Source organism: Labedaea rhizosphaerae, from assembly GCF_004362825.1.
In the GTDB taxonomy this organism is placed as follows: Bacteria; Actinomycetota; Actinomycetes; order Mycobacteriales; family Pseudonocardiaceae; genus Labedaea; species Labedaea rhizosphaerae.
This window is the reverse complement of record NZ_SNXZ01000002.1, coordinates 347,135-360,802: the sequence shown is the minus strand read 5'-3', so window position 1 is coordinate 360,802 and position 13,668 is coordinate 347,135. Positions and strand designations below refer to the sequence as shown.

Genomic DNA, 13,668 nt, shown 5'->3' with positions numbered 1-13,668 from the left:
CGTGACCGACGACATCGACACCGAGCAGACCGACGGCGAGGGCAGCTGCATCGCGATCGTCGGCATGTCCGGAAGGTTCCCAGGAGCACCGGACGTGGCGCACCTGTGGTCCACCATCCGGGACGGCAGGTCCGGCGTCACCCGGTTCACCGACGAGCAGCTGCGCGCGGCGGGGGTGTCGGAGGAGCTGCTGTCGGACCCGAGCTACGTCAAGGCGAACCCGGTCCTCGACGGCATCGAGGACTTCGACGCGGAGTTCTTCGGGGTGAGCCCGAAGGAAGCGCAGATCCTCGACCCGCAGCAGCGGCTGTTCCTCGAGCACAGCTGGGCGGCGCTGGAGGAGGCGGGCTGCGACCCGGCGCGGTTCGAGGGGGCGATCGGCGTGTTCGCGGGCAGCGCCTGGAGCTCGTACATGCAGAACAACCTCATGCCGAGCGGGATCGTCTCGTCGATGGGGGAGCTCGCGGTCGGGCTGGCCAACGACAAGGACTCGCTCACTACGCGGGTGGCGCACGCGCTCGGCCTCACCGGCCCCAGCTACTCCGTGCAGAGCTACTGCTCGACCTCCCTGGTCGCGGTGTGCGCGGCGGCGACCAGCCTCGCCAACTTCGAGTGCGATGTCGCCCTGGCCGGCGGCGTGGCCATCTCCGTGCCCAACAAGGTCGGCTACCTGTACCAGCCCGGCGGGATCACGCCGCCCGACGCCGAGTGCCGCGCGTTCGACGAGGCCGGCCTTGGCGCGCCGATGGGCAGCGGCGTCGGCGTGGTCGCCTTGCGGCGCCTGGAGGACGCGCTGGCCGACGGCGACCGGATCCACGCGGTGATCCGCGGCTGGGCGGTCAACAACGACGGCGGGCGCAAGGTCGGCTTCACCGCGCCCGGCGTGCACGGCCAGGCCGGCGTGATCGCCGAGGCGCTGGCCTCGGCCGACCTCACCCCGGCCGACATCGACTACGTCGAAGCTCACGGCACCGGCACCGCTCTGGGCGACGCGGTGGAGATCGCCGCGCTGCACCAGGTGTTCCAGCACCAGTCCGTCAAGATCGGCTCGGTCAAGACCAACGTCGGGCACCTCGACCGGGCCGCGGGCGTGACCAACCTGATCAAGGCAGTGCTCTCGCTCGGCAACGAGGAGATCCCGCCGACCCGCAACTTCGGCACGCCCAACCGCCAGCTCGCGGCCGGCGATGCCCAGCTCGAGGTGGTCACCGAGCTGACCCCGTGGCCCCGGAGCGAGGATCACGTCCGCCGGGCCGGGGTGAGCTCGTTCGGCATCGGTGGCACCAACGCCCACGTCGTGGTCGAGGAGCCGCCGCGTGCGTCGCGGCCGGAGCCGTCGCCACGACCCGAGCTGCTGATCTGGTCGGCCCGCAGCGAGCAGGCCGCCGACGCGCAGACCGACCGGCTCGCCGAGCACCTCGCCACCGGCGCCGACCGGCTCGCCGACGTCGCCTACACCCTGCAGACCGGCCGGAAGGTGTTCGGGCACCGCAGGATGCTCGCCACCTCCACTGTGTACGGCTCCACTGTGGATGGCGAGGTCGTGACCGCGTTGCGGGCCGGTGAAGTGCTGTCCCGGGTGGAGAGCCGCACCGATCGCCCGGTCGCGATGCTGATCGCCGGCACCGGCGAGCAGTACCCCGGCATGGCCGCCGACCTCTACGCCACCGAGCCGGTGTTCCGCGCCGTGCTCGACGAATGCCGTGCCGTGCTGGTGGACCGGCTGGACGGGCTCGACCCGCTGGCCGAGATGCTGGGCGAGCGCGGCCAGGGTGGCGGGCTCGCCGCGCTGCTCGGCCGCGACCCGTCCGGGGAGCGCGCGACGCCGAAGGCCGAGCAGACCGACCGGCTGCAGCCCGCGATGTTCGCGGTGCAGTACGCCCTGGCCAAGCTGCTCGAGTCGTGGGGCGTCGTGCCGTCGGTGCTGGCCGGCTACAGCGTCGGCGAGTACGTCGCGGCCTGCCTGTCCGGCGTGCTGTCGCTGCCGGACGCGCTCGCCCTGGTCGCCTACCGGGCACAGCTGATCAACGAACTGCCTGCCGGTGAGATGGCGGCGGTGCCACTGTCCGAACAGGACACCCGGGCGCGACTGGTGCCCGGACTGGACATCGCGGCCGTCAACGGGCCCGCGCTGACCGTGGTCGCCGGTGAGCCCGGGGCCATGGCCCGGTTCGCCGACGCGCTCGACATCGACGTGATCCCGTGTCGCCGGCTGGCGACCACGCACGCCTTCCACTCCGCGATGCTGGCCCCGGTCAAGCAGCGGCTGACCGACTGGGTGCGCGCGAACGTCACCCTGAACGCGCCTCGGATCCCTTACCTGTCCAACGTTTCCGGCACGCTCGCGACCGCCGAGCAGGTGAGCGACCCGGCCTACTGGGCCGAGCACATGTGCGCTCCGGTCCGGTTCCACGACGTGCTCGGTGAGTTGCTGCGCGACCAGGACGTCGCCGTGCTGGAGCTCGGTCCAGGCCAGTCGCTCGGCGTGATGGCACGCGGGCACGAGGGCTGCGGGCGGGACCGCTGGCCGCTGATCGTGCCGACCCTGCCCGCGGAGAACGACCGCCGGCCGGCGAGCGTGCTGCTCGCCGAGGCGGCCGGCCGGCTGTGGCTGGCCGGGGTGCCGGTCGACTGGACCGGGTACCAGCAGGGCCGGCCGGTGGCGAAGGTCAGCCTGCCGACCTACCCGTTCGAACGGCAGCGGTACTGGATCGACGCACCCGCACAGCGCGCTGGGGTGACGCCTGCCGCGGTGCCCGCCGAGCCGGTGCGACCGGCCGCGCACGTCGACCTCATGCGTCCGGAGTGGACGCAGCGGCCGCTGGGCGAACAGCTCGCCGAAGTGGCGCGGTGTGTGCTGGTCGGCGGCGACGAAGCCGTGGCCGGTGCCCTCGCCGACGCGCTCACCGCCGCCGGTGTCGAGGTGCGGCGAACCGTCGCCACCGAGGTGGTGAACGACGGCGCCACCGTGCTCGACCTGCGCCTGCTGGTCCCCGATCCCTCCACAGTGGACGCCGAGACCGCGGTGCGCGACGCCGCGGCACTGCTGAACGCCTGGGGCGGCGCGGCCGGCAACAGCCGGATCGTCCTGGTCACCCGGGGCGGTCATGCGGTGACCGGCGACGAGACGCCGGAACCGGCGGCCGCCGCCGTGGCGGTGCTGCCGGTCGTGGCCGGCCAGGAGTACCTGAACCTGGACTGCCGGGTGATCGACCTCGATGAGACGACGGACGCGGTGGCCGTGCTGGCCGCCGAGGTGCGGCAGGTCTCCGAGGACGTCCTGGCCGCCTACCGGTCGGGCCGCCGCCTCGTGCGGGAGTTCGTCGTCGCCGACGCCGAACCGGCCGGCACCGCCCCCGCGGTGGTCGAGGGCGGCACCTACCTGATCACCGGTGGCCTCGGCGACGTCGGCCTGCTGCTGGCCGAGCACCTCGCGCAAGCGGGGGCCGGACGGCTGGTGCTGACCAGCCGCGGCGGCGTGCCCGACGGCGCCGGTGACCGGCGCAGCGACGGCGTCGCCCGGCTGCGTGAATACGGCGTCGAGGTGCTCACCCCCGCTGTGGACGTGACCGACCTGGATGCCATGCGCGCGTTGCTCGCCGAGGTCGCTGCCGGTGGCCGCATCGACGGCGTCGTGCACGCCGCGGCGGTCACCGGGCAGAACAGCTTCGCCGTGCTGCGCGACGTGGACGCGGCGGGCGTGCGCCAGCACTTCGGCGCGAAGGTCGACGGCGCGCGGGTGCTGGAGACGGTGCTCGGCGAACTGGCCGAGCCGCCGCGGTTCTGCGTGCTGTTCTCCTCGACGTCGTCGATCCTCGGCGGCCTCGCCTTCGGCTCCTACGCCGCGGCGAACGCGGCCCTGACCGCGATCGCCGAACGCAACCACGACCGCGGCTGGGTCGCCGCCTGCTGGGACACCTGGTCGATCACCCTCGAGCAGGTCCAGGGCGCGGTCGGTGCGGCCATGGTGCAGCACTCCATGAGCACCGAGGAGGGCATGGCCGCGTTCGACCGCATGGTCGCCACGCCGCGCCCGGTCTGGGTGGTCGCCGCCGGTGGTCTGACCGACCGGCTGCCTACCGCTGCGACCGCGATGGATCTGCCCTCGGGCGGTCAGCGGTTCCCGCGTCCGGAGCTGCCCAACCCCTACACCGCCCCGCTGACCGCCACCGAGCGCGCGCTGGCCGAACTGTGGACCGACGTGCTCGGCATCGAGCCGATCGGCACGCGGGACGCGTTCTTCGACCTCGGCGGCAACTCGCTGCTCGGCCTGCAGATGCTCACGCTGGTCAAGAAGCGGTTCGGGGTGAGCGTGCCGTCGGTGACGCTGTTCGAGGCGCCCACCGTGCACGCGCTCGCCGCCAGCCTCGACGAGCAGGGCGCGACCGCGCCGGCGTCGCCGGCCCGGATCACCGCGATCCCGCGGCAGGCACCCGACGAGGACCGCCGCATCGCGATCGTCGGCATGGCCGGCCGGTTCCCCGGTGCGTCCGATGTGGACACGTTCTGGCAGAACATCTGCGCCGGCGTCGAGTCCATCAGCCGCTTCACCCCGGAAGAGCTGCGCGCCACCGGCGTCCCCGAGGAGCAGCTGGCCGACCCGGCCTACGTGCCCGCGCGGCCGATCCTGGACGACGTGCGCTCGTTCGACGCGGCGTTCTTCGGCATGAACCCACGCATGGCCGCGATGACCGACCCGCAGCAGCGGATCTTCCTCGAGGTCTGCTGGGAAGCCTTGGAGCACGCCGGGTACGCCGCGCCCGAGGGCCGCGGCCGGGTCGGCGTGTACGGCGGCTCGAACATCTCCACCTACCTGCTGGCCAACCCGGACGTGCTGACCAGCGGCGACTTCTCGGTCTACGAAGTGATCATGGGCAACGACAAGGACGCCCTGACCACGCAGGTGTCCTACCTGATGGACCTGTACGGCCCGAGCGTCGCGGTGCAGACCTTCTGTTCCACCTCGCTGGTCGCCACCCACATGGCGGTGCAGGCGCTGCGCAACGGCGAGTGCGAGCTGGCGATGGCCGGCGGCGTGTCGGTCCAGGTGCCGGACAAGGCCGGTCACGTCTACGAGCCGGGTGGCATGGCCTCACCCGACGGGCACGTGCGCACCTTCGACGCCCAGGCCCGCGGGTCGATGTTCGGGGACGGCGCGTCGGTCGTGGTGCTCAAGCGGCTGTCGGACGCCGTGCGCGATGGCGACTACATCCACGCGGTGATCCGCGGTTCGGCCATGAACAATGACGGTGCGCTGAAGGTCGGTTACACCGCGCCCAGCGTCGTCGGGCAGTCGCGTGTGGTCGCCGACGCACTGGCCGACGCCGGGGTGACCGGGTCGGAGGTGTCCTATGTGGAATGCCACGGCACGGCGACCGAACTCGGCGACCCGATCGAGATCGTCGCGCTGACCAAGGCGTTCGGGGACACCGAGGACAAGCAGTTCTGCCGGGTCGGGTCGGTCAAGACCAACGTCGGTCACCTCGACCGCGCCGCGGGCACGACGGGGCTGATCAAGACCGCGCTGTCGTTGCGCAACGACGCGATCCCGCCGACGCTGCACTACACCGCGCCCAACCCGAAGATCGACTTCGCGAACAGCCCGTTCTTCGTCAACACCGAGCTCTCGCCGTTCCCGGAGGGCAAGCCGCCGATCGCGGGCGTCAGCTCCCTGGGCATGGGCGGCACGAACGTGCACGTGGTGCTGGAGAAGGCGCCGGAGCGGGCGCCGGTGGTCGAGTCCGATCCGGATGCGGCGCGCCGGTTCCACGTCCTGCCGGTCTCGGCCCGCACCGAGCGGGCGGTCGAGCAGCACTGCCGGCGGCTCGGCGCACACCTGGAGACCGTCACCGACGCGACCCGGCTGCGCGACGTCGCCTTCTCGTTGCAGGCCGGGCGGCAGCGGTTCGACCACCGCCGCGCCCTGCTCACCGACGACCTGGCGACCGCGGCCACCGAGCTGGGTTCGCTGGAGAACGTCCTCGCCCGCCATGACAGCGCCAAGGGTCGTCCGGTCGCGTTCGTCTTCGCCGGTGTGGGGGAGCAGTACCCCGGGATGGTGCGGGAGCTCTACCGGCGTGAGCCCGCGTTCGCCGCGGCGCTGGACGACTGCTTGGGCCTGCTGGGTGACGCGGCTGACTTCGCGGACCTGCTGACCGGGGTGCGCGGTGGCCAGGTGGACCTGGCCGCGCTGCTGGGCCGGTCCTCGGCCCCGGCCGACGAGCGCACCGCCGCCCTGGAACGCACGGAGGTCGTCCAGCCCGCGCTGTTCGCGGTCGAGTACGCCGTGGCCCGGACGTTGCTGGCCTGGGGCCTGCGGCCGCAGGTGATGCTCGGCTACTCGCTCGGCGAGTACGTGGCGGCGTGCCTGGCCGGCGTGCTGTCCCTCGAGGACGCGATCAAGCTGGTGGCCCACCGGGCGCGGCTGATCGACGCGCTGCCCGGCGGCGGGATGCTCGCCGTCTCGGCCACGGTCGAGGCGCTGGCCGGATTCGACCTGGCCGACCGCGGCATCGACGTCGCGGCGATCAACGGACCACAGGTCACGGTCGTGGCCGGCCCGCACGAGGCCCTCGCCGAGCTGACGGACCTGTTGCACGACAACGACATCGTGGCCCGGCCGCTGAGCACGACGCACGCGTTCCACTCGCGGATGCTCGAGCCCGTCGCGGCCGAGCTGACCGCGTGGGTGCGCGACAACATCAGCCTGAACGCCCCGAAGATCCCCTACATCTCCAACGTGACTGGCACGAGGATCACCGCCGAGCAAGCGGGCAACCCGGCGTACTGGGCCCGGCACATGTGCCAGACGGTCCGGTTCGGCGACGCCGTGGCCACCCTGCTGGCCGAGCCGGAACTGGCGATCGTGGAGATCGGGCCCGGCCAGTCGCTCGGCGCGCTGGTCCGCGGCGCGGACTGCCCGCCCGAGCGGTGGCCGCTGATCCAGGCGACCCTGCCCGCCGTGGGCGACCAGCGCCCGGACGACCAGGTGCTCACCGACGCGCTGGCCCGGCTGTGGCTGACCGGCGTCGACGTGGACTGGAACGCCTACCACGACGGCACCCGCCCGTACCGGGTACCGCTGCCCACCTACCCGTTCCAGCGCCAGCAGTACTGGCTGAAGTCCACCGGCGGGGGCGAGTCGACCGGTCGCGTCGAGATCTCGGTGACCGGGCTGGTGGAGGAGCCGAGCGGGCCGCACGTGGAGGTCCTGACCCCGCGCTGGACGCCGGAGCCGATCGACGGCGAGCCGGCCGAGGTGCCGCTCTGCCTGGTGATCCCCGACGCCGGTGGCATCGGCGACCAACTGGTCGAGCTGTTGCGGTCCCAGGACGTCGACGCCCGCCTGGTCGGCTCGACCGACTTCCCGGCCGCCGCCGCGGAACACGCCATCGAGGGTCAGACCACCGTGGTGGACCTGCGGCTGCTGGACCACCCGGACTCCGATGTGGACGGACGGGAGACCGTGCGGCCGGTGGCCGCGGTGATGGACGCCTGGGCCAGTCGCAGCGACAGCGCGCGGGTCCTCGTGGTGACCCGTGGCGGGCATGCGGTCCGCGCCAGCGAGGTGCCCGTGGTCGCGCAGACCGCCCCCGGCATCATGGCGGCGGTCGCGAACCTGGAGTACCTCAACCTGGACTGCGCCACCGTCGACCTCGACGACCGCGCCACGGTGGCCGAGTCGGCCGCGGCGCTGGCCGCGGAGGTCCGCCGCCCGGCGGCGACGGGCGACGTGCTGGTCGCCCACCGCGACGGGGTGCGCCACGCCCGGACCTTCCAGCCGGAGGCGCACGGGCTCGCCCCGATCGCCGTCCGCGAAGGCGGCACCTACCTGATCACCGGTGGTCTCGGCGACATCGGTCTGCTGCTCGCCGGGCACCTGGCCGAGGCCGGCGCGGCCCGGCTGGTGCTGACCAGCCGCGCCGGCCTGCCCGACGATGCCACCGGCAAGCGCGCCGACATCGTCGCCGGGCTGCGGGCCCGGGGCGTCGAGGTGGACGTGCCCGCCGTGGACGTCACCGACGAGGACGCCATGCGCGCGCTGATCGACGGTGTCATCGCCGAGCGCGGCCGCCTCGACGGCGTGGTGCACCTGGCCGCGATCACCGACCCGGGCACGTTCCGCGCGGTGCGCGACGTGGACGACGAGGCGGTCCGGCTGCACTTCGGCGCCAAGGTGGCCGGTGCGCGGGTGCTCGAGACCGTGCTCGGCGGCCTGCCCGCCGAGCAGGCACCCGAGTTCTGCCTGCTGTTCTCCTCGACGTCGTCGGTGCTCGGCGGCATCACCTTCTCCTGCTACGCCACCTCCAACGCGGCGCTGACCGCGATCGGCCAGCGCAACCACGACCGGTTCGTCGCGGGTGAGCTGGCGACCTGCTGGATCGCGAGCAGCTGGGACACCTGGGCCGTCACCCTCGACAAGATCAAGGTCGGGGCCGTCCAGGAGAAGCACTCGATGAGCCCGCAGGAGGCGCTGGCGGCGTTCGACACCATCCTCGCCGACCCCGGCCCGTGGCTGGTCGTCGCCGCGGGTGGGCTGGACGGCCGGCTGCCCAAGGCCTCGTCCATCGCCGACGTGGTGCTCACCGGCGAGCGGTTCCCGCGCCCGTCGCTGCCCAACTCCTACGCGCCCGCCGCCACCGACACCGAGAAGGCGCTGGCCGACCTGTGGTCGCACCTGCTCGGCGTCGAGCCGGTCGGCGTCAAGGACGCGTTCTTCGACCTCGGCGGCAACTCGCTGCTGGGCCTGCAGATGCTGTCGCTGGTGAAGAAGCGCTTCGGCGTCTCGGTGCCCGCGGTGACGCTGTTCGAGGCCCCGAACGTGCAGGCGCTGGCCAAGATCCTGGACGGGGAAGGCGCCACGGACAAGGAGGCCGTGCCCGCCCCGCGCGCCGAACGCCCCGCCGTCACGACGGAAGTCACCGACGACGACCGGATCGCGATCGTCGGCATGGCCGGGCGGTTCCCCGGTGCGTCCGATGTGGACACGTTCTGGCAGAACATCTGCGCGGGCGTCGAGTCGATCAGCCGCTTCACCCCCGAGGAACTGCGTGCCGCCGGTGTCCCGGAGGAGCAGCTGTCCGATCCGGCCTACGTGCCGGCGCGGCCGGTGCTGGACGACGTCCAGTCCTTCGACGCGGCGTTCTTCGGCATCAGCCCGCGGATGGCGTCGGTGACCGACCCGCAGCAACGGATCTTCCTGGAAGTGTGCTGGGAGGCATTGGAGCAGGCCGGGTACGTGGCCCCGGAGGGCCGTGGCCGGGTCGGCGTGTTCGGCGGCTCGAACATCTCCACCTACCTGTTCCGCAACCCCGACACGATGGTCTCCGGCGAGTTCTCCAGCTACGAAGTGATCATGGGCAACGACAAGGACGCCCTGACCACGCAGGTGTCCTACCTGCTCGACCTGTCCGGGCCGAGCGTCGCCGTGCAGACCTTCTGCTCCACTTCCCTTGTCGCCACGCACATGGCGGTCCGGTCGTTGCGCCACGGCGAGTGCGAGATGGCGTTGGCCGGCGGTGTGTCCGTGCACGTGCCCGACCGCGCCGGTCACGTCTTCGAACCAGGTGGCATGGCCTCGCCCGACGGGCACGTGCGGACGTTCGACGCGCAGGCCCGCGGGTCGATGTTCGGCGACGGCGCCGCCGTCGTCGCGTTGAAGCGGTTGTCCGACGCGGTGCGCGACGGCGACTACATCCACGCGGTGATCCGCGGTTCGGCCATGAACAACGACGGCGCCCTCAAGGTCGGCTACACCGCGCCCAGCGTGGTGGGCCAGTCCCGGGTCGTGGTGGACGCGCTCGCCGACGCCGGGGTCAGCGGTTCCGACGTGTCCTATGTGGAGTGCCACGGCACGGCGACCGAACTCGGCGACCCGATCGAGGTCGCGGCGCTGACCAGGGCGTTCGGGGACACCGAGGACAAGCAGTTCTGCCGGGTCGGGTCGGTCAAGACCAACGTCGGTCACCTCGACCGCGCCGCGGGCGCCACCGGCCTGATCAAGACGGCGCTGGCGGTGCGGGAGAACATGATCCCGCCGACCCTGCACTACACCGAGCCGAACCCGCAGATCGACTTCGAGAACAGCCCGTTCTACGTCAACACCGAGCTGTCACCGTTCCCGGAAGGCAAGGCGCCGATCGCGGGCGTCAGCTCCCTGGGCATGGGCGGCACCAACGCCCACGTCGTGGTGGAGAAGGCACCCGAGCGGCCGGCGGTCGTCGAGTCCGACCCGGACGCCGCGCGCCGGTTCCACGTCCTGCCGGTGTCCGCACGCACCGAGGCCGCGGCCACGCAGGCGTGCGAACGCCTCGGCAGCCACCTGGCGGGCACGGTCGACGCGTTCCCGCTGGCGGACGTCGCCTACACCCTGCAGGTCGGCCGCAAGCTCTTCGAACACCGGCGCGTGCTGGTCGCCGACGCGACAGCGGCCGCGGCCACCGCGTTCGCCGACGGCCAGGTGCTGGGCCGGGCGGACGCGACGACCGAGCGCCCGGTGGCGTTCGTCTTCTCCGGAGTCGGCGAGCAGTACCCCGGCATGGTGCGCGAGCTGTACCGGCGCGAGCCGGCGTTCGCCGCGGTCCTCGACGAGTGCCTGGGCCTCCTGAGCGAGTCGGCTGACTTCGCGGACCTGCTGACGGGTGCGCGTGGCGGCGGCCCCGACCTTGCCGCCCTGCTGGGTCGTGCGACCACGGTCGACGAACGTGGCAAGACGCTGGAGCGGACCGAGGTGGTCCAGCCCGCGCTGTTCGCCGTCGAGTTCGCGCTGGCCCGCACGCTGATGGCGTGGGGTGTCCGGCCACGGGTGATGCTGGGCTACTCGCTCGGCGAGTACGTGGCCGCCTGCCTGGCCGGTGTGCTGTCCCTGCCGGACGCGCTCAAGCTGGTCGCGCACCGCGCGAAGCTCATCGACGCCCTGCCCGGTGGCGCGATGGTGGCGGTCGGGCTCACGCCCGGACAGCTGGTGTCCTACGGGCTCGTCGACCGCGGCATCGACATCGCCGCGGTGAACGGGCCGCAGGCCACGGTGCTCGCCGGACCGGCCGAAGCGCTGGACGTGCTGGTGGAGTTGCTGCGCTCGCGGGAGATCCCCGCGCGACCGCTGCAGACCACCCACGCGTTCCACTCGCGGATGCTGGCGCCGGTCGCCGACGAGCTGACCACGTGGGTCCGGCAGAACGTGTCGCTGAACCCGCCGCGGATCCCGTACATCTCCAACACGACCGGGGCGCAGATCACGGCCGGCGAGGCGACGGACCCGGCCTACTGGGCGCGGCACATGTGCCAGACCGTCCAGTTCGGTGCGGCGGTCGAGGCGCTGCTGGCCGAGCCCGGCATGGCGATCGTGGAAGTGGGCCCCGGCCAGTCGCTGGGCGCCCTGATCCGCGGGGCCGGCTGCCCGCGGGAGCAGTGGCCGTTGATCCAGGCCACCCTCCCGGCCGCGAACGACCAGCGCCCGGACGACCAGGCGCTGACCGACGCGCTGGCCCGCCTGTGGCTGACCGGCGTGGCGGTGGACTGGAAGGCCTACCACGAGGGAAACCGGCGCTGCCGGGTTCCGTTGCCCACCTACCGGTTCCAGCGCCAGCGGTACTGGCGCGAAGGCCCTGCCCTGTCCTTGGCCGCGCTGACAGGCACCGCACCCGTCGCCGAGGAGAACCCGCTCGACGTGGTGGCGCGGCTGCCGAAGCTGCCCGAACAGCAGTGGCTGCACCTGCCCGTGTGGCGCCAGACCGCGGCGCCGGCCGCCGCCGAGCAGCAGCCCGGCTCCTGGCTGGTGTACGCCGCCGACGGGTTCGCCACGGACATCGTCGCCGGGTTGCGTTCCCGCACGGACGCCACCGTCACGGAAGTCCGTGCCGGCGACGCGTTCGCGGTCACCGCGACCGGTTACACGATCCGGCCCGGCAACGTGGACGACACCCTGGCGCTGCTGCGTGAGCTGCGTGCATCCGGCACCGCGCTGGAGCGCGTGCTGCACCTGTGGACGGTCGACGCCACCGGCGACGATGCCGTGCACGGCGGCCTGCACACCTTGGTCGCGCTGGCCCGTGCGGCCGGTGAGCTCGGCCTCGACGGCTGGTCGCTGGACGTGGTCACCACGGGCGCCGAGCAGGTCCTGCCCGGCGACCCGGTCAACCCGCACGCCGCCACCGCCACCGGGCCCGCCCTGGTGATCCCGATGGAGTTCCCGAGCGTGCGCAGCCGGCTCGTCGACGTGGACCGCGGGGCGAAGGCCGTCGGCGCGCTGGTGGCCGAGCTGGCCCGCCCGGCCACCGAGCGGATCGTCGCGCTGCGCCACGGCCGGCGCTGGGTGCCCGGCTACGAGTCGACCGACGCACCGGCCGACCCGGGCACGGACGTGCTGCGCGACGGCGGCGTGTACCTGATCACCGGCGGTCTCGGCGGCATCGGCCTCGCCATGGCGCAGCGGCTGGCCACCGACCACCACGCCAAGCTGGTCCTCTTCGGACGGACGGGGATCGACGGGGTCGGGGCGCGAGCCCAGGAACGCGCGGCGGCGATCCAGCGGCTGCGCGACGCGGGCGCCGAGATCGAGGTCGTCACCGGTGACGTGGCCGACCCGGCTGACGTCCGACAGGCGGTTTCCGTTGCCCAGCAACGGTTCGGCGCGTTGCACGGCGTGCTGCACGCGGCCGGTCTGCCCGGCATGGGCCTGATCCAGCTGAAGAACCCGGACGAGCTGGACCCGGTGCTGGCGCCCAAGGTCGCGGGCACGCTCGCCATCACCGAGGCGCTGGGCGTCGGCACGGCCGAGGAGGTCGAGCTGGACTTCCTCGTGCTGTTCTCCTCGATCACCGCGGCCACCGGTGGCGGTCCCGGCCAGGTCGACTACTGCGCGGCCAACGCCTTCATGGACGCCTACGCCCACGAGCTGGCCGAGGACGGCCGCCGGGTCGTCTCGGTGGACTGGGGCGAGTGGCAGTGGAACGCCTGGGAGGAGGGCCTGTCCGGGTACGCCGACTCGTTGCAGGAGTTCCTGCGCGACAACCGCAAGCGCATCGGCCTGGAGTTCGACGAGGGCTGGCGTTCGCTGCTGCGGGCGCTGGCCGCCGGTGAGCCGCGGGTCGTGGTGTCCACACAGGACTTCGAGACCGTCGTCGGCTTCAGCGCCCACTTCACCCTCGAGGCCGTGGCCACCCAGGCGATGGCCGCGGCGGGCGGCGAGCGCCACCCGCGCCCGGAGCTGATGACGCCCTACCAGGAGCCATCGGGCCGGGCCGAGGAGCGCATCGCCGAGCTGTGGTGCCAGTCGCTGCACCTCGAACAGGTCGGCGTGCTGGACAACTTCTTCGAGCTGGGCGGCAACTCGCTGCTCGGGGTGAACATCGTCGCCACCGTGCGCGCCGAGTTCGGCCTCGACGAACTGCCACCGCACGTGCTCTACGAGGCGCCGACGGTGGCCGCGCTGGCCAAGGTCGTCGAAGCCGGCAACGACCGCACCGACAGCACGGCCAAGCCGGCCGACGAGGGCCGTTCCCTGGTCCGCGCCCAGCTGCGCCGCTCCGGCCTGGAAGCGGCCGCCCGCCGCCGCGGCCGCTGACCCACAACCCATGCGAGACAACGGCTGCAGTGAGAGCAGCTTGAGGCCCTTTCAACCGCACCTAAGGGGAACGTGATGCAAACCAGCCACGAGAACGCGGCCGA

Annotated in this window: 1 protein-coding gene; it reads left to right on the top strand. The window is 72.8% G+C overall.

Annotated elements, in window-relative coordinates; all coding sequences use genetic code 11:
* The first annotated feature begins 1 nt into the window (after window position 1).
* Window positions 2-13,564, top strand: coding sequence for a type I polyketide synthase (locus EV186_RS11190; protein ID WP_133849172.1), 13,563 nt, complete (start codon window positions 2-4; stop codon window positions 13,562-13,564).
* Window positions 13,565-13,668 lie beyond the last annotated feature (104 nt).